Here is a 24,414-nt window from a genome sequence, read left to right on the forward strand (position 1 = left end):
TGCCGGAGCGGGCGTGAGAGATCTGGGCCGGGCGCATCTGGAAGCTTTCCTGGAAATGATGAGCGCCGAGCGTGGAGCTGCGATCAACACCCTGCAATCCTACGAGCGCGATCTCGACGATCTTCACGGCTTCCTGTCGGAGCGCAGCGTCCGCCTGACCGAAGCCGGGTCGAGCGATCTCGGCGCCTATCTCTCCGGCCTTTCGGCCCAGGGCTTCAAGCCCTCCTCTCAGGCGCGCCGTCTCTCGGCAATGCGCCAGTTCTACAAGTTCCTGTATGCGGAAGGACTGCGCACCGATGACCCCACGGGAATCCTCGACGCACCGAAAAAGGGCCGCCCTCTTCCGAAAACCATGGGCATCGACGAAGTGACGCGTCTCCTGACCCAGGCGGAAACCGAAGCGGCGGTCGCCGGTCCGGACCAACTGCAGCGTCAGCGTATGCTGGTGCTGCTGGAACTGCTTTATGCCACCGGCATGCGCGTCAGCGAACTCGTGACGCTGCCGGCAAAGGTGCTCGACCACGAAGGGCGCTTCCTGATCATTCGCGGCAAGGGAAACAAGGAGCGGCTGGTGCCGCTGTCGCAATCGGCCATATCGGCGCTGAAGGCCTATGGGCGGCTGCAGGCGGAGCTCTCAGCAAGCGCAAAGCAGCCGGTGGCCGAGAGCCCCTGGCTCTTTCCTGCAGCTTCCCAGCAAGGCTATCTGCCGCGTCAGGTATTCGCCCGCGACCTGAAGGATCTCGCCATTCGCGCCGGGCTGACGCCCTCGATGATCTCGCCGCACGTCATGCGCCACGCCTTCGCAAGTCATCTTCTGGCGAACGGTGCCGACCTGCGCGTGGTGCAGGAACTTCTTGGCCATTCGGACATTTCGACCACGCAAATCTATACACATGTGCTGGAAGAACGCCTACATCAGCTCGTGCAAACGCATCACCCTCTTGCCAAACAGGCAAAAAAACTGGATTAGGACCGGCATACTGGCTAAAGCCGCCTTCTCTCGTCCCGCGCAAAAGGATCGGAAACGCACCTCATGCACAATTATCTCGACTTCGAAAAACCCATCTCGGATCTCGAAGGCAAGATTCACGAGCTCAAGAAACTGGCGAGCGAAGACGAGAGCATCGACACTTCCGACGAAGTGAACCGGCTCGAAGTTCGCGTTCGCGAGGCGACGGCCGATATCTATTCGAAGCTTAACGCCTGGCAGAAGACGCAGGTCGCCCGCCATCCACAGCGGCCGCATTTCGTCGACTACGCCAATGCGCTGCTGACAGAGTTCACGCCGCTCGCCGGTGATCGCAAGTTCTCCGAGGATGCAGCCATCCAGGCGGGCTTTGCCCGTTTCCGTGGCCAGCCGGTCGCCATTATCGGCCAGGAAAAAGGTCACGATACCAAGAGCCGCCTGAAGCATAATTTCGGCAGCGCCCGCCCCGAAGGCTACCGCAAGGCGATCCGCATCATGGAGATGGCAGATCGTTTCCAGATTCCGGTGATCACGCTCGTCGACACGGCAGGCGCCTATCCGGGCGTTGGCGCGGAAGAACGCGGCCAGGCGGAGGCGATTGCCCGCTCGACCGAGCTCAGCCTTGGCCTCAGGGTCCCGATCGTCTCGATCGTCATCGGCGAAGGTGGCTCCGGCGGTGCCATCGCCATCGCCGTCGGCAACCGGGTCTATATGCTCGAGCACTCCATCTACAGCGTGATTTCGCCCGAAGGTGCGGCCTCGATCCTGTGGCGCGATTCCACCCGCGCCAAGGAAGCCGCAACCGCCATGAAAATCACTGCCGACGATCTGAAGAGCCTCGGCGTGATCGATGGCATCATTCCGGAGCCCCTCGGCGGCGCGCATCGCGATCCGCAGAGCGTGATCGCCGCCACCGGCGACATCATTGCCAATGCACTTAGCGAGCTTTCCAGCCGTTCGGGCGACCAACTGCGCAGCGATCGCCGCCAGAAGTTCCTGAATATCGGCCGCAATCTCTAGACTGCAGCCTGAAAATTTGATCGCAAAAAGGGGAATGAGGCCAAATCTTGGCCACATTCCTGTTATCGAAGCGTTATGGCAAAGAAAAACTTGCCAGCGAGGCTCAGCCACGTCATAGGCTGGTAAGGATTTCTCAAGTATAAGCCTTCTATGATTCCGTTTCATGCTTCGAGGGGAGCGGCGAAACAGATCGAGCTGTCGCTCTTCGCATTTATGGGCCAAGTCAGAATGCGCATCCGTCACCTTGCTTATGTTTCCCTGATGGCGCTGGCTCTCGCTGGCTGCAATGACGCACTCGATACGGCGTCGATCGACCTGTCGAAGGTAAAGAACAAGGTCGAACAGCCGCTGCCTAGCCACATCGTCGCCGATATGGCAAAGAAGGGCATGGATCGCAATTCGCCGATCATGATCCGTATCTTCAAGGAAGAAGGTACGATGGAGATCTTAAAGGCGAACCAGAGCAACCGTTTCGAAGTCATTGCGAGCTACAGCATCTGCGCCTGGTCTGGCCGCCTCGGCCCCAAGGTCAAGGAAGGCGACCGGCAAGCGCCGGAAGGCTTCTACATGCTGACGCCGGCCAATCTGAACCCAAATTCCAAGTATTATCTTGCCATCAACACCGGCTTTCCGAACCGGTATGACGCAGCCAACGGCCGCACCGGCAACAATCTGATGATCCACGGCGCCTGCTCGTCGTCGGGCTGCTATTCGATGACCGACCAGCAGGTGCTGGAAATCTATGCCTTCGCGCGCGACGCCTTCAAGGGCGGCCAGAAAGCAGTGCAGCTCGAAGCCTTCCCCTTCCGCATGACAGCGGAGAATATGTGGAAGCACCGCCTGAGCCCGAATATCGAATTCTGGAAGATGCTGAAGGTCGGCTACGACAATTTCGAAGTCACCAAGCGGCCGCCGGAAGTGGAAGTCTGCGAGAAGAAATATGTCTTCAACCAGCAGGCCAGCGGTCCATTCAATGCCGGCGGTAAATGCCCTGCCATGACGACACCGCCCGCCCTGCAGGTGGCGCTTGCCAACTACGACAAGCAGTATCAGGCCGATTATGGCGCGGCGACGAAGAAATACAGCGACATGGCCTGGTACGATCCGACCGAGGCCGAGCGTAAGGCCGTCGTCGCCAAGCAGCGCAAGGGCCACGATCTTGCCTATGCTCCGACAGGCACCGCACTTGCTGCCGGCAAGATGATGAAAGTCACCGATCTCGAATCGATGATGTCCAACCAGTCGGCTCAGCAGGTCGCGCGCGGCGGCACCGTCGCCAGCCCGACGACGACGGCAAGCATCCGCCTGGCAACGGCAGCGCCTGACGCGGCGGCACCGCAGGCCGGCGGCCCGCTGGTTGCGGCCAATGCTCCGGTGAACATCCCGATCCCGATGGCGAACCCGATGAACGCCGGCCCCGCCGTCAGCGCGCTTGCCTATGCGCAGAACCCGGCTGTCGAGACAGCGCAGACCGAACCGGCAAAGAAGCCGCCGTTCTGGAAGTTCTGGGCCAAGAGTGAGTAATCCAGCCGCCGAGATCTATGATCTGCGCGGACTGAAGTGCCCATATCCGGCGATCAAGACGGAAAAGCGCCTGCGCGGCATGCCGAGCGGCGCAACGCTTGCTGTCGAGACGACAGACCCCCTCGCCATCATCGATATCCCGCATCTTTGCAATGAAAAGGGCCACGCCCTTCTCTCAAGCGAGAAGACCGAAAGCGGCCATCGCTTCGTGATCCGCAAGGGTTGATCAGAGCGGCCGAAGCGCGTCGCGATCTCTACGATCCGCTTCTCTGCTGCGGCTCCTTCATTCTGCACATGTCATCGTCGCGGAACCGCTGCACACTTCTGCGCGACATGCTCTAGAACCGCATTCCCGGCACAGCGAGCGGATTGTCCTGCAGCGCTGCCCTATCCGGCGTGTCGACGCGCGGCTTGCTGAGGAAGGCGTCGAACAGGCCCTTCACGAAATCCTCCGGCAAATCCTTGGTGATGATCACCATGCGCGTGCGCCGGTCTTCCGGATCGGGCCACGCCGGCAGACGCACCGGCGGATGGAAGATGTTCTGCACGCCATGCAGCACAACGGGCCGCTCCGGCCGGTCCGATACGGCGACGATCGCCTTCATGCGCAGGAGCTTTTCGCCATGCGCCGAGCGCAGGAGATCGATGAACATCTCCAGCGCCATGGGATCGATGGGCTGGGTCTCGACGATCGAGAACGAGCGGATCGATCCGTCGTGACGCGTAACATCATGGGCATGCTGATGCCGATGGCCGTGGTGATGGCCATGATGGTGATGGTGCCCATGGTCGTCATGATGGTGGTCGTGGTCGTGATGATGATCGTGACCGTCATGATGATGGTGGTGATCGTCGTCCGCCTCCATCTCGTCGCGAAGCCAGCGGTCGACATCGGCGATCTTGGAGGCCGGATCATAGAGACCGTTGATGAGAATGGCGGCGCGGCCGGCCTCGTCGCTGTCGGCGTTCAGAATCTGCGCCCGCGGATTGAGCGCCCTCAGCCGGCTCTCCAGTTGAGCTTCCGGCACCGCACCGGCGATCCCTGTCTTGGAAACGATGAGGCGGTCGGCTACCGCCACCTGTTTGCGCGCCTCTTCGTGATTGTCGAGCGTCTGCAGGCCGTTGACCGCATCGACGACCGTGACGACGCCATCCAGGTCGAAATTGGTGGCGATGATCGGGTTGCCCATGATCGACTGCATGACGGGCGCAGGATCGGCAAGGCCGGTCGTTTCGATGACGACGCGCTTCAGCGGCCGGATGCGGCCGGTCTGCATGGCATCCATCAGGTTCGCCAGCGTATCCACCAGCTCGCCGCGCACCGTGCAGCACAGGCAGCCGTCGGAAAGTTCGATAATGGCATCGCCGGAGCTTTCCACCAGCAGATGGTCGATGCCGACATCGCCGAACTCGTTGATGATGACGGCCGCATCGCGCATGGCCTCATCCTTGAGGATGCGGTTAAGCAGGGTCGATTTGCCGGCACCGAGGAAACCGGTCAGGATCGCCACCGGCACTCTTTGCTGTGAAACGCTCATGGGTGATATCCGATACTAGAGCAATTCCAGGAAAAGTGCGTAGCGGTTTTCCGTCCGGAATTGCGTGAAAACAAAGAGACAGAACGGTTCAGAGATTCCGTGAAAAGCTGAATCGCTCTAAAAAGTGGGACGCGGCATTGGGATCGGCACGTTGGACGCGCCGCCGGAAATCGCGATCTTGTTGTCCTTGGTGGCTTTGTCGCCCTTGGCGGTAACGTCGTCTTTGTCGCCCTTGGCCGCAGTGGCGATATCCTGGCCGCCGATCAGGCCGGCATAGATGAAATTGGGTTCGTGATCCATTTCATGGATATAGGGCGACAGCACTTTGGTGCGGCCGAACGGATCGCGGGTCTCGCTGCGGGCCTGCGCACCCTTGGTGCTGCAGATATCCGCGGTGACATCGGCGACCTCGCCCGAGAGCGGCGCATCGGGCCGGAGCGTCGCCAGCGTATCACGGGTCGAAAGCTGGTTCTGGAAACCCTTCTCCAGCAGATTGGCAGAATCGTCGGCACGCGCCGCAAGGCTGTCGGTGCCGAGAACGACCGAGATCAGCGTGCGGCCGTTGCGCGTCGCCGATGCGATCTGATTGAAGCCGGCCGCGCAGATAAAGCCGGTCTTCATGCCGTCCGCGCCTGCGAAGCGGCCGATCAGCATATTGATATTCGGCACCTGCTTCACGCCGTTGGTAAAGCCTTCCAGTGAGAAGTAGCCGGCATATTGCGGAAACTCGCGGCGCAGAGCGACGCTCAGAATGGCAAGGTCTCGCGCCGTCGAATACTGCCCTTTGCCCGGCAGTCCGTTCGGATTGATGAAATGCGAGTCGCTCATGCCGAGACGGGCCGCTTCCGCATTCATGCGCGCCACGAAGCCCTGCTGCGAACCGCCGACGGTTTCGGCCACTGCCATGGCAAGGTCGTTTGCCGATTTGACCAGCATCATCTTCAAGGCGTTGTCGAGCGTCATCTTCTGGCCCGGCTTGAAGTACATCTTTGCCGGCGGCTGGGCGGCTGACAGCTTCGACATCACGACTGGCGTGTCGAGCTTGATCTGGCCGGACTGCAAGGCACGGAAGACAACATAGGTCGTCATCAGCTTGGTGAGCGAAGCCGGATACCAGCGGCGAAACGCCTCCTGCTGATCGAGCACGCGCCCGGTGCTGACATCGACGAGAATATGCGGATTGGCTCCGGCCGTCTGCGCGGTCGACAGGAAAAGCATGGATGCTGCTGCGGCCATAGGGACAAGCCGCAGGGCGGCATACAAACGATTCTGCTTCGTCGGCACGATCTATCCTTCAGAGGTCCGGAATTTTCTCGAAAGCTTCGTCTATTTAACCTATATGGCTAGGAGAAGGCAAAGGCGATTGACGACTTTATTTGCCGGTGGCACGCCCCAGAGGCCGCGACAAACTGGCAGAGGCTGTCCGACGGACCCGCAAGTTGAACCAGAATCAATAGTGAGCAGCAGGAAAATCAGCATGCCGATCTTGAACAGAGCCGCAGAACTCCAGGGCGAAGTAACCGAATGGCGCCGCTATATCCACACGCGGCCGGAGCTTCTTTATGCGGTTGAGAACACCGCCGCCTTCGTCGCCGAAAAGCTTCGCTCCTTCGGGGTCGACGAGGTGGTGACCGGCATCGGCCGCACCGGCGTCGTCGGCCTGATCCGCGGCAAGGGCGAAGGACGCACGGTCGGCCTGCGCGCCGATATGGATGCGCTGCCGCTCACCGAGATCACCGGCAAGCCCTGGGCATCCGAGACACCGGGCAAGATGCATGCCTGCGGCCATGACGGCCACACAGCCATGCTGCTCGGCGCTGCGAAGTATCTCGCCGAGAACCGCAACTTCAACGGCAATATCGCCGTCATCTTCCAGCCTGCCGAAGAAGGCGGCGCCGGCGGCGACGCCATGGTCAAGGACGGCATGATGGAGCGCTTCGCAATCGCCGAAGTCTACGGCATGCACAATATGCCGGGCCTGCCTGTCGGCCATTTCGCCATCCGCAAGGGCGCGATCATGGCGGCGACGGACGAATTCACCGTTTCCATCAAGGGCGTGGGCGGCCACGCAGCCATGCCCCACCGGACGATCGACCCGATTGCCATCGGCACGCAGATCATCTCCAACCTGCAGCTCATCGCCTCGCGCAGCGCCAATCCGCTGAAATCGGTCGTCGTCTCCGTGACGATGTTCAACGCCGGCCATGCACAGAACGTCATCCCCAGCGAAGCGAGCTTTGCCGGCACCGTGCGCACGCTCGATCCGGAAATGCGCGATCTCGCCGAACAGCGCTTCAGACAGATCGTCTCCGGCATCGCCGCAAGCCATGGCGCCGAAGTCGACATCGAATTCCAGCGCAACTACCCGGTCACCTTCAACCATGCCGACGAGACCGATCATGCGATCGCGGTTGCCGAGGAAATTGCCGGCACCGGGAACGTCATCGACGATATCGACCCGATGATGGGCGGCGAGGACTTTTCCTACATGCTGCTCGCCCGCCCCGGCGCCTTCATCTTCGTCGGCAATGGCGACACCGCCGGCCTGCACAACCCGGCCTATGACTTCAACGACGAAGCCATCGCCCACGGCATTTCCTACTGGGTGCGACTCGCCGAACAGCGTCTCAACGCCTGAAGCAGGCGCCGCCACTCCCCGTGCGCCTCACAAGGGCGCACGGCGCTACAAAAGCGAATTGTCCTGAGGACGTAAAAGGGCTTGGCTTCGAGCCTTTGCTTTTGTATGGATCATCCCGAGTGGTCTCGTAGCTCAGCAGGATAGAGCACCAGATTCCTAATCTGGGGGTCACGCGTTCGAATCGCGTCGAGATCACCATTCGCCAAGCTCAAACCGGCGTTGGATCCTTCAATTCACTTGTAGTTAAACGCGTCCGGATGGTTCTCCAGGCTGCCCGTCAGTGCTGCATAGAGAATGGTCCTGCCATCGATCGCTTCATTCCCCGGACCGATATTCAGCCATGTCAGCGTCTCGGATACGGTTTTCTGATCGGCTAGCGACAGCAGTCCGTACATGATCTTCTTGCCGGGATCGTACATGACGGCGATGCGCTCCGAGCCGCAATCGTGCTGCTTGCAGGCGCTCATAACATAGACTTTTTCGCCCCCGAACATGACCTCGTGACCAGGAGATTCCACGCTCTTCCCGTGTATCCAGTCCGGTAGCCGATGCCCTTCAGCCATGGCCTTGAAGGCTGCGGCGGCAGCGGGATTGGCGGCGATTTCGCGGAATGTGCTGGGGTTGTCTTGAGCGAACGCGCCCGTTGCGACGGATAGAGTACCAACCAAGGCGGCGGCCATCGTCACCATTCTCATACACTTACCCCCAAATTGCCTGCACCGAGAATTCGTATCGGCCTCAGGATGAACAAGGCCTGAAAAGCCGACAGACTACCCGACCGCAATCCTGTTCCTCACCAGCCTGACGCCTGGGATCGACTCAGCCACCGTGGTTGCCCGCTTCACCTCCTGCTGGGTGGCGACCATGCCGTCGAGACGGATTTCCTGGCCTGTGGCTATCACCCTGACATCGGAGGCATCGATACCGCCGGCGACAGCCAGCGCGTTGGCAACCGTGGATTCCAGTTCCGAACGCCTCGAATGTTCACTTTCCAGATAAAGCTCCACGCCATGGAATGTCGCCGCCTTGAAAACCATCCGTTACCCTCCGCAGACAAGTGGACGGGAAACGCGACACCAGGCATTTGGTTCGGCAATTGGCGAAAAATATCATCAAATCAGTAGTTTCGCCTTAAACGCGCATCGCCGGCATGGCGAGGTTGCATTGCGGCATACTTGCCGCTACCCGCGTTCCCCTGTAGAGCCTTGGAAGATGACAGCAACATGCGGATACCCGAATGATCACCGATAGTAAGTCGAAGCGTCGCCTGACAATATTGGGTTCGACCGGCTCCATCGGCCAGAATACGCTTGATGTCGTTGCCCAGCTGGGCGGCCGCGATGCCTTCGATATCGCCGCGATCACCGGGCATGACAATATCGACCTGCTGGCGCAGCAGGCAAAGGCCTGCGGCGCTGCTTTCGCCGTTACCGCAAACGAAGATCGCTATCAGCAGCTGAAGGATGCCCTTGCCGGCAGCGGCATCGCCGTCGGCGCCGGCAAGAATGCGCTGATCGAAGCGGCATCCATGCAGTCGGATTGGGTGATGGCGGCCATCATCGGCACGGCCGGCCTGGCGCCGACACTGGCGGCCGCCCACCGTGGCGCCGATATCGCCCTTGCCAACAAGGAATGCCTCGTCTCCGCCGGCGATCTTTTCGTCCGCGCCGTGTCGGAAGGCGGCGGACGGCTTATCCCGGTCGACAGCGAACACAGCGCCATCTTCCAGGCATTGGAAGACGATCAGCAGCACGCGGTCGAGCGCATCATCATTACGGCGTCGGGCGGTCCCTTCCGCACCTGGACACGCGAGCAGATGGCCAATGTCACGCCAGCGGTCGCCCGCGCACATCCCAATTGGTCGATGGGGTTCAAGATCTCCATCGGCAGCGCCTCGATGTTCAACAAGGCGCTGGAGATGATCGAGGCCAAGCACCTGTTCAACGTGCGGCCCGACCAGATCGAAGTCGTGGTGCATCCGCAATCGGTCATCCATTCCATGGTCGGCTATACGGATGGCTCGGTGCTGGCGCAGCTCGGCTGTCCCGACATGCGCACGGCCATCGGCTATGCGCTGACCTACCCCGCCCGCACGAAGCTCAGCGTCGAGCGGCTGGATTTTGCGAAACTCGCGCGGCTGGATTTCGAAGCGCCAGATGAGGTTCGCTTCCCCGCATTGCGCCTCGCCCGCACCGCGCTGGAGCGCGGCGGCCTGCAGGGCGCAATCATGAATGCAGCCGAGGAAATCGCCTTTCACGCCTTCGTCGACGGTCGCATCGGCTTCCTCGAGATGGCTGACATCGCCGAGGCCGTCATGGACGAAATGATCGCTACCGGCGGCGCCGAGACCATGGATGCGGTCTTCGCCGCAGACGAGGAAGCGCGCGGCCGCGCGGCCGCACTTGTCGCCCATAGGGAAAAGGTGGCCTGAGACACACCGCGATCTTTCCGGTTGCTCCGTGCGCTTCGGACCCTCGACCTTACACGTCTCTCTATCGCCAACAGCGCCCACGGGGGCAGATCAGTCCATGGCACTTCACCTCGAAACTCCGCTTATCGAATCCCGCCCGCTCAGCCAGGCATCGGGTCGCTCCGTCTGGTTGAAGATGGATGCGCTCCAACCGCCCGGCTCCTTCAAGATCCGCGGCATAGGCGCTGCCTGCGAGCATCATGCCGCAAACGGCAAGCGCCGCTTCGTGTCCTCCTCCGGCGGCAATGCCGGCATCGCCGTCGCCTATGCCGGTCGCCGCCTTTCGATCCCGGTCTCGGTTTTCGTTCCCGAGACCACGTCGGATCGAGCAAAATCGCTGATCCGCCAGGAAGGCGCCGAGGTCTTTGTGCATGGCGCATCCTGGCAGGAAGCAAATGAGCGCGCGTTGCAGGCGCTCGATGCCGAAACGGCCTTCATCCATCCCTTCGATGACCCGCTCCTCTGGACGGGTCATGCAACGATGATCGACGAGGTCGTCCGCGCCGGGGTGCAGTTCGATGCGGTGGTTCTCTCGGTCGGGGGCGGCGGGCTGTTGTCCGGCGTTTCGGAAGGGCTCGATCGCAACGGCCTTCAGCATGTTTCGATCATCGCCGCCGAAACGGCGGGCGCCGCATCGCTCGCGGCCGCGGTAAAGGCCGGCAAGCCGGTCGAACTGCCTGCCATCACCAGCATCGCCACGTCGCTGGGTGCGCGAAAGGTCGCCGAACGCGCGTTTGAGATCACGCAAAGCAGACCGGTCGATTGCGTTGTCGTCGATGACCGCCCAGCCGTTGACGCCTGTATGCGTTTCCTCGGCGATCATCGCGTTCTGGTGGAGCCGGCTTGCGGTGCTGCATTAGCCGTCGCCTATGCCCATGCAGATCGGCTGGCCCCCTTCGAACGCGTTCTGATGGTCGCCTGTGGTGGAGCGACCGCCACCCTTACCCAGCTGGAGGCCTGGCAAGCATCCTGATTGTCATTGCCTCTCGGACAATGGTGCCATTGGACGCAATGGTCGTCGCCCTTGGCGTGCGTCGATAGGTAAGTGTAAAATTACCCACTTACTTCCGGTATTGCCATTCCCGCGGATGTTGTTAGAGAGGAATTCCGGCCTCACTTTCAAGGGAATCAAGATGCCGGACTTCTCCACATTCATATTGTTTGCCGCCGCCGCGCTGGTGCTGACAGCCACGCCCGGTCCCGACATGCTCCTCATCGCCTCGCGCAGCGTCAGCCAGGGCCGCTCCGCCGGTTTCCTCACTTATGCCGGCATTGCGCTCGGCACCTATTGCCACGCCATGGCCGCAGCGCTCGGCCTGTCGCGGCTGTTCCTGACCGTACCCATTGCCTACGAAATCGTCCGTTGGGCAGGCTGCGCCTACCTGCTTTATCTGGCCTTCAAGACCTTGCGGTCGCAAAGTTCCGCCTTCGCGCCTTCGGCTGGGCTCAAACGGCTTTCGGGCAAGCGCATATTCATCGAGGGCCTTGCGACCAATATTCTCAACCCGAAGATGGCCTTGTTCGTGCTCGCGTTGTTTCCGCAATTCGTCGATCCGAACGGCGGGTCGATGATCGTCCAGATGGCACTGCTTGCCACCATCCTGAACGGGATCGGCTTTCTGGTGAATGGCTCCGTCATCATGCTCGGCAGCCACATTCGAGGTCGGCTCTCAGCGATCAAACGTGTTCCGAAGCTGCCGCAATATCTGCTGGCGACGGTCTTTGCCGGCCTTGCGTGCCGTCTTGCCCTGGGACGCCGAGGCTGATCCTGACCCCATAAAAAGTCATTGCGGAAATGGGCTGGAGCCGACATTTCCGCAATGAGATCTATTTGGATTTTTGGCAGAAGCCGTACCCTTCAATTCCGGCACGGCATGCTGAGAAAGCCGCCGCTTACGCGACAGCCCTTGCCAGCGCACAGCGCGACCAGAGCGCATGCAGCGCGCCGACCAGCTGTTCGATATCGCCATCCGAATGCAGCGGCGTCGGCGTGATGCGCAGGCGCTCGGTCTTCTTCGGCACTGTGGGATAGTTGATCGGCTGGACATAGACACCGGCGTCGAGCAGCAGATCCGAAATCCACTTGCACTTGGCAGCATCGCCGACCATCACAGGCACGACATGGCTCGGGTTCGGCATGTGCGGAATGCCTGCCGCGTCGAGCTGCGCGCGCAGCCGGCGGACACGATCCTGATGGCGGGCGCGTTCGAACTGGCTGACCTTCAAATGCTGGATCGAGGCGACGGCGCCTGCGGCAAGCGCCGGCGGCAGCGACGTCGTGAAGATGAAGCCCGAGGCAAACGAGCGGATGAAATCGCAGAGCGCAGTCGACGCGGCGATATAGCCGCCCATGACGCCGAACGCCTTGCCGAGCGTGCCTTCGATGACGGTCAGACGATCCATCAGTCCCTCGCGCTCGGCAATGCCGCCGCCGCGCGGGCCGTACATGCCGACGGCATGCACTTCGTCGAGATAGGTCATCGCGCCATATTTGTCGGCGAGATCGCAGATTTCCTTGATGGGGGCGATATCGCCATCCATGGAATAGACGGATTCAAACGCGATCAGCTTCGGCGCCTTCGGATCGGCGGCCTTCAGCTTGGCTTCGAGATCGTGCAGGTCGTTATGCTTCCAGATGACCTTATCGCACTTCGCATAGCGAATGCCTTCGATCATCGACGCATGGTTCAGTGCATCCGAGAAGATGATGAGGCCGGGAATGCGCGCGCCGAGCGTGCCGAGCGTCGCCCAGTTGGAAATATAGCCCGAGGTGAAGATCAGCGCGGATTCCTTGCCGTGAAGATCGGCGAGTTCCTGCTCGAGCAGAACATGATAGTGGTTGGTGCCAGAAATATTCCGGGTGCCTCCCGCACCCGCGCCACAGTGATCGATCGCTTGCTTCATCGCCTCGATCACTTTCGGATGCTGGCCCATGCCGAGATAGTCGTTGGAGCACCAGACGGTCACTTCCTGCGGGCCGTTGGGCGTATAGCGGGTAGCGCGGGGAAAATTGCCACGGCGGCGTTCGAGATCTGCGAAGATCCGGTAGCGGCCCTCATTGTGAAGACCTTCCAGCTCGCCCTTAAAAAATGCTTCGAAATCCATCATCTGCTCCAGTACCGTGCGACCGTTTTCAAGAATGCCGGTTCACACGTCAACCCCTCCGCATTGCTTTCGCGCCCGCTGCGGCAAATGGCCCCTAATTTTGAACAATTCCAGACAAGAATACGCATTCACGTCAATTTGACAATCGAAACCATGCTGGAAACACTCTCTCCGGAGCGGAGGGTAAACCCCGCCGCTCCGGGCCTATTCGCGGCGAATCTATGCCGCAGCCACGGCGCGTTTGGCCATGACCTTGATCAAATTGGCACGATATTCCGCCGTGGCATGCAGATCGGACAGCAGCGACGACGGATCGACCGTTGCGCCCGCGACGGCATCCGGCGACCAATTCGCCGCAAGCGCCTGCTCCATGTCTGACTGACGGAATACACCATCAGCACCCGCACCGGTGACGGCAACGCGCACGCCGCCGGCACCCTTGGCGACGAAGACCCCCGTCATCGCATAGCGCGAGGCCGGATTGGGGAACTTGGCATAGCCCGCTTTCTCCGGCGCATCGAAGGCGATGGAGGTAATCAGCTCAGCGCCCTCCAACGCCGTTTCGAACAGGCCTCGGAAGAAATCATCAGCCGCGATCTGACGCCGATCGGTGACGATGGTGGCATTGAGCGCCAGCATCGCCGACGGATAATCGGCCGCCGGATCATTGTTGGCGACCGAGCCGCCGATGGTGCCCATATGCCGGACATGCGGGTCGCCGATCATTCCGGCCAATTCACAGAGAGCAGGACAGACCGCATGGATCGCCGCCGAGGAGGCGACTTCGGCATGGGTGGTTGCCGCGCCGATGGTGACCCTACGGCCATCGACGCGGATACCCTTGAGCGAGGGGATATGCCGGAGATCGACGAGATCACCAGGCGAGGCCAGACGCTGCTTCATGGTGGCAATCAGCGTCATGCCGCCAGAGACATATTTACCCTCGTCTGCGTTCGAAAGAAGCTTGACGGCTTCGTCGACCGAGGAGGCGCGATGATAGTTGGTTGCGTACATTGTCTTCTCCTCCTCTCTTCTCAGGCTGTAGCCTGCGCTGCTTCCCACACCTTGAGCGGCGTGGCAGGCATGGTCAGGGCGTTGTTGCCGATGGCGTCGGTAATGGCGTTCATCAGCGCCGGCGGCGAGCCGATGGCGCCCGCCTCGCCGCATCCCTTGATACCAAGCGGATTGCTCGGGCAAGGCGTGTTCTGATGCGAGAGCTTGAAGGACGGCAGGTCGTCGGCGCGCGGCATGGTGTAATCCATGAAGCTTGCCGTCAGAAGCTGGCCGCTCTCGTCATAATGCACGCCTTCCAGGAGCGCCTGGCCGATGCCCTGCGCGATGCCGCCATGCACCTGTCCCTCGACGATCATCGGATTGATGATATTGCCGAAATCGTCGGCCGCAACGAACTGCACGATCTCGGTTTTGCCCGTTTCCGGATCGATCTCGACCTCGCAGATGTAGCAGCCGGCCGGGAAAGTGAAGTTCGCCGGATCGTAGAAGGCGGTTTCCTTCAAACCCGGCTCCATGCCGGCGGGCAGATTGTGCGCCGTATAGGAGGCGAGTGCCACCTGGAACCATGGCAGCGCCTTGTCGGTGCCTGCCACTTTCAGCTCGCCGTTCTCGATGACGATATCGCTTTCGTCGGCCTCCATGAGATGCGCGGCGATCTTCTTCGCCTTCGCCTCGACCTTGTCCAGCGCCTTGACGACGGCGGACATGCCGACGGCGCCAGAGCGGGAACCATAGGTGCCCATACCCATCTGCACCTTGTCGGTGTCACCGTGGACGATCGAAATACTGTCGATCGGCACGCCGAGCCGGTCCGCGACCAGCTGCGCAAAGGTCGTCTCATGCCCCTGCCCGTGGCTGTGCGAACCGGTGAGCACCTCCACCGTTCCAACGGCATTCACCCGCACCTCGGCCGATTCCCACAGGCCGACGCCGGCTCCGAGAGACCCGACGGCCTGCGACGGCGCGATGCCGCATGCCTCGATATAGCAGCTCATGCCGATGCCGCGTTTCATGCCGCGGGCGGCGGCCTCGGCTTTACGCGCGGGGAAGCCACTCCAATCCGCCTGCTGCATGGCGGCGTTGAGCGAAGCTTCATAGTCACCGGCGTCGTAGTTCATGATGACCGGGGTCTGGTACGGGAAGGAGCGGATGAAATTGATCCTTCTCAGCTCCGCCGGCGAGACACCAAGTTCGCGTGCCGCCGTTTCCACCGTGCGCTCAAGCAGATAAGTCGCCTCAGGCCGCCCTGCCCCGCGATAGGCGTCAACAGGCACGGTGTTGGTATAGACCGTGCGGACATTGGCGTGGATCGCCGGAATGGCATATTGGCCCGATAGCAACGTCGCGTAGAGATAGGTCGGCACCGCCGACGAGAAGAGCGACATGTAGGCGCCGAGATTGGCGATCGTATCGACCTTCAGCGCCGTCATGCGGTTCTGCGCATCGAACGCCATCTTGACCTTGGAAACATGGTCACGGCCATGCGCATCGGTCAGGAAGGCTTCCGTGCGATCCGCCGTCCACTTGACCGGCACGCCGGTCTTCTTCGACGCCCAGAGACAGACGATTTCCTCCGGGTAGATATAGATCTTCGAGCCGAAGCCGCCGCCGACGTCAGGCGCAATGACGCGCAGCTTGTTTTCCGGCGCGACATTGTAGAATGCGCTCATGACGAGCCGTGCCACATGCGGGTTCTGGCTGGTCGTGTAGCAGGTGTAGTGGTCTTCGGCCGCATCGTAGATGCCGAGCGTGGCGCGTGGCTCCATGGCGTTCGGCGAGAGACGGTTGTTGTGGAGCTCGATCTCGGTGACGTGTGCTGCTTCGGCGATCGCCTTGTCCGTCGCTGCCGCATCGCCAAGTTCCCAGTCGAAGATCAGATTGTCCGACGACTCCGGATGGATCTGCGGCGCGCCAGCTTTCAGCGCATCCACCGCCTCGACGACGGCCGGCAGCTCCTCGTAATCGACCGCCACGGCCTCGGCGGCATCGCGTGCTTCGCCGAGACTGTCGGCAACCACGATGGCGACGGCATCGCCGACGTAGCGGACGGTATCGACCGCCAGGGGGCGCCAGGCGCCCATCTTCATCGGCGAGCCGTCCTTGGAATGGATCATCCAGCCGCAGATCAGGTTGCCGATGCCATCGGCGAGCAGCTGCTTGCCTTCAAGCACGCCGATCACGCCTGGCATCGCCATAGCTGCAGAAATATCGATGCCCTTTATCTTCGCATACGCATGCGGGCTACGGACGAAATAGGCATATTTCATGCCCGGCGTTACCATGTCGTCGGTATAGCGCCCCTTGCCCGTCAGAAATCGCTTGTCTTCCTTGCGCGCCACGCGCGCGCCAATGCCTTCAACGCCCATCACATCCTCCATTGGGGTTCCGGGCCCGGCAATTCGCCAAGATCACGGTCCAGGCGCGTCGCCAGACGGTCTCGGTGAAACTTTATTCCGCCGCTTGATTGGCGGCATGCATTTCAGCATTAGCGGACAGAACCGCCTGGACGATATTGTGATAGCCGGTGCATCGACAGATATTGCCTTCCAGCTCGCTGCGGACGGTCTTCTCGTCGAGCGTGCCGCCGTGGCGGTTGATCATGTCGACCGCCGTCATCACCATGCCAGGCGTGCAGAACCCGCATTGCAGGCCATGATGCTCCTTGAAGGCAGCCTGAACCGGATGCAGTTCGCCATTGGCGGCCAGACCCTCGATGGTTGTGATCTTGGAGCCGGAAGCCTGTACGGCCAGGATGGAACAGCTCTTCACGGACTTGCCGTCCATATGGATGACGCAGGCGCCGCACTGGCTCGTGTCGCAGCCGACATGCGTTCCCGTGAGGCCGAGCTTTTCCCTGATGAAATGGACAAGCAGCGTGCGATCCTCACACTCGCCACTGACCGCACGGCCGTTCACCGTCAAAGTCACTTTTGCCATATTTTCCTCCTCGCCTCTCCTCCAGAGGCAGAAGGCATCATTTGACTTTTTTATAGTCCAATCAACCTTTACTTTAGCGGAGCAGTCGATTTTCTATACCGCTTCGATTGCTTTATTGTTCGAATACGAGGCCAGCTTTAACCAGAAACAAAAAAACTATTCAGTCCCAATGGACAATCACATTTTGCACGATATTTTTCCGTAGTTGCAGGACTGAAAAGACAGCCCATCGTGGTGGAGCTGAAGAATTGGGACGACGTTGCCGGGTTCGGCGTAACTAACGTTGGAGAGAATAAATGAAGAAGATTCTAATGCTCGCATTGGTCGGCTTGTCTATCGCAAGCTGCACGCCGACAGAACAGGGCGCAGGTATCGGCGCGGCATCCGGTGCTATCATCGGCGGCGCAGTCACCGGCAACGTTCGCGGCGCAGCAGTTGGCGCAGCTATCGGCGGCGTCTCCGGCGCGGTCATCGGCAGCGTTCAGGAACAGCCTGGCCAGTGCTACTACCGCGACCGCTACGGCCGTCGCTACATCGACGATTGCCCGCGTGGCGGCTATCGCGGTGGATACGGTGGCGGCTACGGCGGCTACTGATCAATCCTGGATCCAGCAGATATCGAAGCCCCGGATCGCAAGTCCGGGGCTTTTTTTCTGCCTGAATGCCGAGCCGGAACACCTCTAACGTGCTGTGTTACCGATCGCCAGAGCTTGACGGCAGACCATGCAAATCCATGCGTTCTTGCCCTTTGAGGTCATCTTTTCGAGGTTTTTGACTCCAAAACGGTACACCTGAGGGACTTTTGCCTCTATGGTGGCCGCGCGTTAACCTGGGGGAAACGTCAAGCTGAGTAAGTTCTCATGTAACCGTAAAGCGGCGTATGCATAAAAGAACTGAACCGAAGAAGAGTATTGCGTATCGGCAGGCAGGAACCGTTGCAGCGGTTGCGGCAGCGCTCGCGCTCGGCCCGGTTTGGGCTGACAATGCCTTCGCGTTCAAACTCTTCGGCATCAAGCTCTGGGGCAAGGACGAGACGTCGGACCAAGTTTCCGATCCCGTTCATTACACGGTAGATTTCAAATCCGATAATCTCGACAAGGATCTGAAGAGCGCGCTCGGCGACACGTCGATGCTGATCGCGGACAAGGACAAAGCCGTATCCGGCGACCTTGGCGTCGTCGTGAAGGCGCGCGACGATCGTGACCGTCTCATCGCCGCCCTCTACGAGAAAGCCCGCTATGGCGGTGTCGTGACCATTACCATCAACGGCACGCCCCTCGATGCATTGCCGCCGACCCCCACCTTCGCTCGCTCCAAACCCGTCGCCGTTGCCATCAGCGTCGATCCAGGCCCGCTGTTCAAGCTCGGCAATATTCATTTGCTGGGAGATGCCGCCAGACTGGATCCCGGGAGTTATGGTCTCGCGCGCGGCGGCGACGCAGGCTCTCTGACCATTCTGAAGGCGGGCGACAAGATGGTTGCCGACTTCAAGAAAGAAGGGCACCCGCTTGCCAAACTCGAGAAGCGCGATGTCGTTGCCGACCACGCCACCAATACGGTCGATGTCTCGCTGAAGATCGACAGTGGCCCCGTGGCACCTTTCGGCAATGTCGGCGTGACAGGCCAGAAGTCCGTCGATCCGGACTTCATCAAGCGCTACGCGCGCATCAACGAGGGCAAACCCTACTCGCCCGATGAGCTGAAGAAGGCTTCGGACCGACTGAGAAAGCTCGGCGTCTTTTCGAGCGTCACCATCCGCGAAGCCGACAAGCTGGCGCCGGACGGCAGCATCCCGACGACCATCGAAGTATCCGAAGGCAAGCAGCGCTTCTTCGGCGTCGGCGCACAGTATTCCACCATCGACGGCTTCGGCCTTCAAGGTTATTGGGGACATCGCAATCTGACCGGCCGCGCGGATTCGCTGCGCATCGAAGGATCGGTTTCCCGCATCGGCGAAACCACGGACTTCAGCCAGCTCGATTATACGGCCGGGCTCACCTATGTCAGGCCGGCAACCTTCTATCCTTCGGCGACCTTTACCGCCGCGCTCAAGATGCAGACCCTGCATCCGGATGCCTACGACGCCAACACCGTCACGGCAGGCGCCGGCCTCGCCTACGAAATCAACGATCAGGATACAGTCTCCGCCGGCGGCGAAGTCAGCTATGAGGCGGACACCACCGACGCCTTCGGCAAGCACAAGTATCTGACGGTCGCAATCCCGCTCGAATATGTCAGAGACACGCGCGACAACAAGCTCGACCCGACCGAAGGCTATCGCGCCTCGATCAGCGCCAAACCCAGCTATGAAGCGATGGGCGGCTCGGTATTCAGCTCCTTCGAGGGCTCGGTCACCGGTTATCAAGGCATCGGCGCTAACAACAATGTCGTCTTCGCCGGCAAGCTTGCCGCTGGCTCGTTGATCGGCGCGAACGGTATCGAGGATATCCCGGCGACCCGTCGCTTCTATGCGGGCGGCGGCGGCTCGGTGCGCGGTTACGGCTACCAGGAGATCACGCCCTACAATTCCAACGGCGATGCGCTCGGCGGACGCTCCTATGTGACGGCTTCGTTCGAGGCCCGCGTGAAGATCACCGATACGATCGGCGTCGTGCCCTTCGTCGATGCGGGCAGCGTCACCGATACCGCATTTCCGGACTTTTCCGATCTGCGCATTGGCGCGGGCGTCGGCCTGCGCTACGCTACGCCATTCGGTCCGATCAGACTTGATGTCGCCGTTCCGCTGAACAAGTACAATGGCGGCACGGCCTATGGTATCTATGCCGGCATCGGCCAGGCCTTCTGACGAAACGTATAGTTGTCGCGGACGTTTCAGCACACGGTTACAAAATTGGGATTATTGTTGCCTTCATGAGCATATTGATTCGAATCCTCGGGAGATTGGTACGCTGGATCGCCTATGCGGTCGTGGCAATCCTGTTGCTCGTGATCACGGCTGTGCTCATCGTCGGCATGATACCTTCCGCAACCAATTATGCCGTCACTCAGGTGGCCAAGCTCGCCTCGACGCCCGACCATACCATCACCATTGCCGCACCTTCGGGGCTGCTCAGCGGCAACCTGAAAGTCGGCTCGATCACGGTTGCCGACACGAAGGGCGTTTTTGCCAAGGTGCAGAATCTCGCGATCGACTGGTCGCCGCTGTCGCTGCTGACAGGCACATTCCACGCCGATCGCGTCGCTGCCGATGTGATCGATTTCCAGCGTCTGCCGGTCTCGACGGTTGCGCCCGCGCAGGAAACGCAATCTGCAAGCAGTGGCGGCTTCTCTCTGCCCATCGCCATCGATATCGGCCGGATCGCGCTGCCCGACCTTCGCATTGGACAGGCCGTGGCCGGACAGGATTTCAATCTGGCAGCCGATGGCAGCGTCAAGGCGAACAGCAGCAGCATGGGCCTCACGCTCAATGCCTCCAGGCAGGATGTGCCCGACGCCAAGCTGACCGCCGACATCGCGTTCGCTCCCGCCGAAAACCAGCTGAAGCTGAAGACGCAGATTTCCGAGCCGCGCGACGGCATGCTGGCCGGCCTTCTGCACCTGCCGGGCGGCCCGGCCATAAATATCGATCTTTCGGGCGAAGGCCCTCTCTCCAATTGGGCCGGCAAGCTGCAGGCCGCCCTCGACGGGAAGCCGACTGTCGCCATCAACGGCCACCACAGTCTTTCTGGCGATGGCCTCCATCACATCGACGTCAAGGGCGGCGGCAATGTCAACTCGCTGCTGCCCCCCACCATGCGCCCGCTTTTTGCCGGCCAGACGACCATAGATCTCGCGGCCACCTTCGACGGCAAGGGCAAGATCGATATCCAGACCGGCAATCTCGCCACCGGCAGCGTCGTTGTCGCCGCATCGGGTACGCTCGACCCAGCGGGCAACAACAGCCTCAACGCCAACCTGATCGGCACCTCCGGCCCGGTCGATTTTCGCTGGCCGATGGACGGCGGCGAGGTGCGCGCTCTGATTTCGCGCGTCGACGTCGCGCTCACGGGTGCGGCGCAATCGGTAAAGATCGACGCAAAGGCTGCCGTCGACAGCGCCAGCACGCCACAGGGTCAGATCGGCCAGGTAAATCTGAGCGCCAGGAGCGACGCCTTCAGTCTTGCGACCATGTCCGGTCCGCTGCAGCTGAAGCTCGTCGTCGGCCAAACCGCCTTCGTCAGCGCCGATCTCAACCGTTTGGTCCGCGCACCGATCGCTCTGACCGCACCTCTGCAGCTCTCGTCGGATACGATCGGCTTCAACAACACGACGCTGGAAAGCGCCAGCATCGGCGGCACGGTCAACGGCAAATACACGCTGTCATCGAAGGCGCTGACCGGCAATTTCAAGCTGTTCGCCCTGCCCGGCGTCCTGCCGGATGGCGTATCGAACAAGTTTGAGGGCACGATCTCGCTGGAAGGCCAGGTCGGCGGCACCGTGCCGACCAAGATGAGCATCTCCAATCTGGCGGTTAAATCCAACATCGCCGAAATCCGCGGCAACGTTGCGCTCAATCAGCAGTCGCTGACATCGGATCTCACCGGCAAGCTGCTGGATCTTTCCAAGCTCGTCCCCAATGCACAGGGACAGGCCGATATCGGCCTCAAGGCCAAAGGTCCGCTGAGCGCCCTCGGCATCGACGCTACGGTCAAGGCTGTCAACGTCAAGCTGGCGGGGCGGCTCTTGGACACGCTCGACATCGGCATGACGGGAACTGCCGATCCCAAGGCGCCACAGGCCAATATCCAGGCAAGCGGCGCGATCGACGGCAAGCCGATCCATATTACGGCCGACGCCATTTCCAAGGATGGTCGCACGAGCATTCCCTCCCTATCGGCTGAAATCGGCACGAACAAGCTGCAGGGCAAGCTGGATCTCTCTCCAAGCTTCGAGCCGAACGGCGCGCTGACATTCGACTTGCCCGACCTCAGCCTGCTCGCCGCTCTCGCGGGACAGAAGGCGGAGGGCGACCTCAAGGGCTCGCTCGACATTTCGAGCGCCAACGGCAAGATCGGGCTGAAGGTCAACGCCAGCGGCAACGGCATCCGGCGCGACAATCTGGTCGTCAGCAAGCCAGCAGTGGCACTTACCGTCGACGATCTCAAGGCATTCTCGGCCAATGGCAGCATCCGCGCCGACGCGATCGCCTCCGGTGCAAACCGCATCGCCGATCTGGGTTTGACCTTTGCGCAACAGGGTAGCCGCACCAATTTCGATCTGAAATCGAGTTACGACAATGCACCGCTGACCACGCGCGGCAGCGTCGAGACGGCTGGCGGCCAGACGACCGTAAGCCTCGATGCTTTTGCGGGCGCGCCGCGCACGATCCCGGTCAAGCTCGCTGCTCCCACAAAGATCGTGATCAAGGACGGGATCGTCACGTTGAACGGCCTGACCCTTCAGACGGGCGGCGGTTCCGTCACCGTCGACGGCACGGCCGGTCAGGCGTTGAACATCAATGCCAAGATTGCCAACCTGCCTGCGAACCTTGCCAACGTCTTCGCGCCGACACTTGCCGCCGAAGGCGCCATCTCCGGCACCGTATCGGTCACCGGCAAAGCGACATCGCCCGTCGTGGCGTTCCAGACCAATTGGTCGGGCGCCGCCACCAGCCAAACGAAATCGGCCGGCCTTGCGCCGCTCGGCATCAAGGCGGATGGCAAATTCGCCGACAACGTCGTCACCATCAATACCAATCTGACGGGACAAAGCGGCTTGGCGCTCAACGGCGGTGGTACGGTCGCCATCGCCGGCAGCAAGGCCATGGCGCTAAAATTCTCCGGCAATCTGCCATTCGACGCGCTTGCCGGCCAGCTTGCCGCGCAGGGCCTCGTGATGACCGGTGCGGCCAGGATCGACATGCAGGTCGGCGGCACGACCGCAGCGCCGGCCATCACCGGCTCGATTTCCACCGACGGCGCCAAGCTTGTCGATGTGCGTCGCAACCTCACCTTGAACGGTCTCGCGATAGCCGTGACGCTGGACGGAAAGCAAGCCGTCATCTCCCGGCTGAGCGGTAACCTGGCGAGTGGCGGCAGCATTTCGGGCAGCGGTACGGTCGGCATTACCCCCGACAGCGGTTTCCCCGCCGATATCCAGGTGAAGTTCAACAATGCCACCTATGTCGACGGGACGCTGGTAGCGGCAACCGTCAACGGCACGCTCGGCGTCAAGGGGCCGCTGATGACCGCGCCGATGCTGACGGGCAATCTGCGCATCAACAAGGCGTCGATCACCGTGCCCGAAAAGCTGCCGGCATCGCTCTCTGAGATCAATATCAAGCACAAGAACGCCTCCGCCGCCGTCAAGGCCCAGTTCAAGGACCAGCAGCCGGAAAGGCCGCGAAGCAAGTCGACGACGCTCGGCATCGACCTGCAGCTCGATGCGCCCTCGCAGATTTTCGTACGTGGTCGCGGCATCGATGCGGAGCTGGGCGGCAGCCTCACGGTTCGCGGCACTGCGGCAGAACCGGTCGTATCCGGTGGCTTCACCATGCGACGCGGCCGCTTGACCATCCTCAGCCGGCGGCTGGATTTTACCGACAGCAGCAAGATCACCTTCGGCGGCGACCTGACGCCCGCGCTCAACATGGAGGCGACGTCTTCGGTGAGCTCCACCACCATCACGGTGGACGTAACGGGCCTCGCGACCGACCCGCAGATCGGCTTCTCCTCCTCCCCCGCCTTGCCGCAGGACGAGGTGCTGGCCCAGTTGATCTTCGGCCAGTCGATGTCGAAACTGTCGGCCATGCAGATCGCTCAGCTGGCCGATGCGGCAAGCCAGCTGGCAGGCGGTCGCTCCACCTCGCTGTTCGAAGGTCTGCGCAGCCATCTCGGTGTTGACGATCTTGATATCTCGACCGATGCGAACGGCCAGGCACAGGTCGGCGCCGGCAAATACATCAACAAGCGTACCTATATCGAGCTCCAGCAGGGCGCTTCCAACAACACCAAGGCGATCATCAATCTCGATGTCGGGCGCGGCGTAAAACTGCGCGGCGCAGCTGGATCGGACGGTGCGGGCGAAGCCGGCATCGTCTACGAGCACGAATATTAGGCCTCGGAAACCTGTACCGCCGGTCTTCGGCTGGATAAATGGGTTCAGGAGCGCCGATTGCCGTTGAACAGCCCGACCCCGCTGCAAGCGCCTCTAACCTGCTCGAGATCCAGCGACGATGGCGCCGGCCGCCGCTTCATCCGTG

The 24,414-nt window shown here is 61.2% G+C and carries 19 protein-coding genes and 1 tRNA gene; 12 read left to right on the forward strand and 8 right to left on the reverse strand.

Going from position 1 to position 24,414, the window contains the following annotated elements:
- Positions 1-13 precede the first annotated feature (13 nt).
- The 4 genes from ACIQJ2_RS18725 to ACIQJ2_RS18740 all read left to right on the forward strand — a co-directional run bounded on the left by ACIQJ2_RS18725 (position 14) and on the right by ACIQJ2_RS18740 (position 3,737).
- On the forward strand, positions 14-970 hold the full coding sequence (locus ACIQJ2_RS18725; protein ID WP_400674333.1) for a site-specific tyrosine recombinase XerD: 957 nt from the start codon (positions 14-16) through the stop codon (positions 968-970).
- A 63-nt stretch (positions 971-1,033) separates the two neighbouring features.
- Positions 1,034-1,987, forward strand: a complete 954-nt coding sequence (locus tag ACIQJ2_RS18730) for an acetyl-CoA carboxylase carboxyltransferase subunit alpha (RefSeq protein WP_400674330.1) — start codon at positions 1,034-1,036, stop codon at positions 1,985-1,987.
- A gap of 228 nt (positions 1,988-2,215) precedes the next feature.
- On the forward strand, positions 2,216-3,511 hold the full coding sequence (locus ACIQJ2_RS18735) for a L,D-transpeptidase family protein (RefSeq protein WP_400674328.1): 1,296 nt from the start codon (positions 2,216-2,218) through the stop codon (positions 3,509-3,511).
- Entirely contained in the window at positions 3,504-3,737 is a 234-nt protein-coding gene (locus ACIQJ2_RS18740; RefSeq protein WP_400674325.1) for a sulfurtransferase TusA family protein, read from the forward strand. Before ACIQJ2_RS18735 ends, ACIQJ2_RS18740 begins: the two co-directional genes overlap by 8 nt.
- Positions 3,738-3,849: 112 nt before the next feature.
- On the opposite strand, the gene ACIQJ2_RS18745 is transcribed toward ACIQJ2_RS18740, so the two are convergent.
- Positions 3,850-5,049 (reverse strand): CobW family GTP-binding protein, encoded by a 1,200-nt coding sequence (locus ACIQJ2_RS18745; protein WP_400674322.1) that lies wholly within the window; start codon positions 5,047-5,049, stop codon positions 3,850-3,852.
- Between the two features lie 117 nt (positions 5,050-5,166).
- Positions 5,167-6,333 carry a D-alanyl-D-alanine carboxypeptidase family protein gene (locus tag ACIQJ2_RS18750; protein WP_400674319.1) on the reverse strand — a complete coding sequence of 389 codons (1,167 nt, stop codon included), beginning with the start codon at positions 6,331-6,333 and terminating at the stop codon, positions 5,167-5,169.
- A gap of 193 nt (positions 6,334-6,526) precedes the next feature.
- Here ACIQJ2_RS18750 and ACIQJ2_RS18755 point away from each other — a divergent pair, with 193 nt between their 5' ends.
- Together ACIQJ2_RS18755 and ACIQJ2_RS18760 are read left to right on the forward strand one after the other, a co-directional pair.
- Positions 6,527-7,687 (forward strand): M20 aminoacylase family protein, encoded by a 1,161-nt coding sequence (locus ACIQJ2_RS18755; protein WP_400674316.1) that lies wholly within the window; start codon positions 6,527-6,529, stop codon positions 7,685-7,687.
- A gap of 121 nt (positions 7,688-7,808) precedes the next feature.
- A tRNA-Arg gene (locus ACIQJ2_RS18760) sits at positions 7,809-7,885 on the forward strand.
- 35 nt (positions 7,886-7,920) lie between these two features.
- On the opposite strand, the gene ACIQJ2_RS18765 is transcribed toward ACIQJ2_RS18760, so the two are convergent.
- Positions 7,921-8,382: an Ivy family c-type lysozyme inhibitor gene (locus tag ACIQJ2_RS18765; protein WP_400674313.1), complete on the reverse strand. Its 462-nt coding sequence runs from the start codon at positions 8,380-8,382 to the stop codon at positions 7,921-7,923.
- 75 nt (positions 8,383-8,457) lie between these two features.
- Positions 8,458-8,724 (reverse strand): BON domain-containing protein, encoded by a 267-nt coding sequence (locus tag ACIQJ2_RS18770; protein ID WP_400674310.1) that lies wholly within the window; start codon positions 8,722-8,724, stop codon positions 8,458-8,460.
- Positions 8,725-8,924: 200 nt separating this feature from the next.
- Here ACIQJ2_RS18770 and dxr point away from each other — a divergent pair, with 200 nt between their 5' ends.
- The 3 genes from dxr (at position 8,925) to ACIQJ2_RS18785 (ending at position 11,923) form a co-directional block, all read left to right on the forward strand.
- On the forward strand, positions 8,925-10,118 hold the full coding sequence (gene dxr / locus ACIQJ2_RS18775) for a 1-deoxy-D-xylulose-5-phosphate reductoisomerase (protein ID WP_400674307.1): 1,194 nt from the start codon (positions 8,925-8,927) through the stop codon (positions 10,116-10,118).
- 97 nt (positions 10,119-10,215) lie between these two features.
- On the forward strand, positions 10,216-11,130 hold the full coding sequence (locus ACIQJ2_RS18780) for a pyridoxal-phosphate dependent enzyme (RefSeq protein ID WP_400674305.1): 915 nt from the start codon (positions 10,216-10,218) through the stop codon (positions 11,128-11,130).
- A gap of 160 nt (positions 11,131-11,290) precedes the next feature.
- Positions 11,291-11,923, forward strand: coding sequence for a LysE family translocator (locus ACIQJ2_RS18785; RefSeq protein ID WP_400674303.1), 633 nt, complete (start codon positions 11,291-11,293; stop codon positions 11,921-11,923).
- Between the two features lie 127 nt (positions 11,924-12,050).
- On the opposite strand, the gene hemA is transcribed toward ACIQJ2_RS18785, so the two are convergent.
- The 4 genes from hemA to ACIQJ2_RS18805 all read right to left on the reverse strand — a co-directional run bounded on the left by hemA (position 12,051) and on the right by ACIQJ2_RS18805 (position 17,213).
- Complete coding sequence (gene hemA, locus ACIQJ2_RS18790; RefSeq protein ID WP_199147279.1) at positions 12,051-13,262, reverse strand: 5-aminolevulinate synthase; 1,212 nt, start codon at positions 13,260-13,262, stop codon at positions 12,051-12,053.
- Between the two features lie 219 nt (positions 13,263-13,481).
- Positions 13,482-14,276 (reverse strand): FAD binding domain-containing protein, encoded by a 795-nt coding sequence (locus ACIQJ2_RS18795; RefSeq protein ID WP_400674299.1) that lies wholly within the window; start codon positions 14,274-14,276, stop codon positions 13,482-13,484.
- Positions 14,277-14,296: 20 nt separating this feature from the next.
- Entirely contained in the window at positions 14,297-16,642 is a 2,346-nt protein-coding gene (locus tag ACIQJ2_RS18800; RefSeq protein WP_400674296.1) for a xanthine dehydrogenase family protein molybdopterin-binding subunit, read from the reverse strand.
- Positions 16,643-16,724: 82 nt separating this feature from the next.
- Positions 16,725-17,213: a (2Fe-2S)-binding protein gene (locus tag ACIQJ2_RS18805; protein ID WP_400674294.1), complete on the reverse strand. Its 489-nt coding sequence runs from the start codon at positions 17,211-17,213 to the stop codon at positions 16,725-16,727.
- 296 nt (positions 17,214-17,509) lie between these two features.
- Between ACIQJ2_RS18805 and ACIQJ2_RS18810 the strand changes: the two genes are divergently transcribed.
- From ACIQJ2_RS18810 to ACIQJ2_RS18820, 3 genes are all read left to right on the forward strand, one after another.
- Entirely contained in the window at positions 17,510-17,809 is a 300-nt protein-coding gene (locus tag ACIQJ2_RS18810) for a glycine zipper domain-containing protein (RefSeq protein WP_037148932.1), read from the forward strand.
- Between the two features lie 284 nt (positions 17,810-18,093).
- Positions 18,094-20,019, forward strand: a complete 1,926-nt coding sequence (locus ACIQJ2_RS18815) for an autotransporter assembly complex family protein (RefSeq protein ID WP_400674292.1) — start codon at positions 18,094-18,096, stop codon at positions 20,017-20,019.
- A 65-nt stretch (positions 20,020-20,084) separates the two neighbouring features.
- Complete coding sequence (locus ACIQJ2_RS18820) at positions 20,085-24,269, forward strand: translocation/assembly module TamB domain-containing protein (RefSeq protein ID WP_400674289.1); 4,185 nt, start codon at positions 20,085-20,087, stop codon at positions 24,267-24,269.
- The last annotated feature ends 145 nt before the right edge of the window (positions 24,270-24,414 follow it).

Origin of the sequence: Rhizobium sp. NPDC092011 (assembly GCF_044756305.1) — a bacterium.
Taxonomy (GTDB): Bacteria; Pseudomonadota; Alphaproteobacteria; order Rhizobiales; family Rhizobiaceae; genus Rhizobium.

Bases quoted from the DNA above. Each gene is read 5' to 3' on its own strand.
- ACIQJ2_RS18730 (WP_400674330.1), top strand. From the start codon at position 1,034: ATGCACAATTATCTCGACTTCGAAAAACCCATCTCGGATCTCGAAGGC.
- ACIQJ2_RS18735 (WP_400674328.1), top strand. From the start codon at position 2,216: ATGCGCATCCGTCACCTTGCTTATGTTTCCCTGATGGCGCTGGCTCTC.
- ACIQJ2_RS18745 (WP_400674322.1), bottom strand. From the start codon at position 5,049: ATGAGCGTTTCACAGCAAAGAGTGCCGGTGGCGATCCTGACCGGTTTC.
- ACIQJ2_RS18755 (WP_400674316.1), top strand. From the start codon at position 6,527: ATGCCGATCTTGAACAGAGCCGCAGAACTCCAGGGCGAAGTAACCGAA.
- ACIQJ2_RS18765 (WP_400674313.1), bottom strand. From the start codon at position 8,382: ATGAGAATGGTGACGATGGCCGCCGCCTTGGTTGGTACTCTATCCGTC.
- ACIQJ2_RS18770 (WP_400674310.1), bottom strand. From the start codon at position 8,724: ATGGTTTTCAAGGCGGCGACATTCCATGGCGTGGAGCTTTATCTGGAA.
- dxr (WP_400674307.1), top strand. From the start codon at position 8,925: ATGATCACCGATAGTAAGTCGAAGCGTCGCCTGACAATATTGGGTTCG.
- ACIQJ2_RS18780 (WP_400674305.1), top strand. From the start codon at position 10,216: ATGGCACTTCACCTCGAAACTCCGCTTATCGAATCCCGCCCGCTCAGC.
- ACIQJ2_RS18785 (WP_400674303.1), top strand. From the start codon at position 11,291: ATGCCGGACTTCTCCACATTCATATTGTTTGCCGCCGCCGCGCTGGTG.
- hemA (WP_199147279.1), bottom strand. From the start codon at position 13,262: ATGGATTTCGAAGCATTTTTTAAGGGCGAGCTGGAAGGTCTTCACAAT.
- ACIQJ2_RS18795 (WP_400674299.1), bottom strand. From the start codon at position 14,276: ATGTACGCAACCAACTATCATCGCGCCTCCTCGGTCGACGAAGCCGTC.
- ACIQJ2_RS18800 (WP_400674296.1), bottom strand. From the start codon at position 16,642: ATGGGCGTTGAAGGCATTGGCGCGCGCGTGGCGCGCAAGGAAGACAAG.
- ACIQJ2_RS18805 (WP_400674294.1), bottom strand. From the start codon at position 17,213: ATGGCAAAAGTGACTTTGACGGTGAACGGCCGTGCGGTCAGTGGCGAG.
- ACIQJ2_RS18810 (WP_037148932.1), top strand. From the start codon at position 17,510: ATGAAGAAGATTCTAATGCTCGCATTGGTCGGCTTGTCTATCGCAAGC.
- ACIQJ2_RS18815 (WP_400674292.1), top strand. From the start codon at position 18,094: ATGCATAAAAGAACTGAACCGAAGAAGAGTATTGCGTATCGGCAGGCA.
- ACIQJ2_RS18820 (WP_400674289.1), top strand. From the start codon at position 20,085: ATGAGCATATTGATTCGAATCCTCGGGAGATTGGTACGCTGGATCGCC.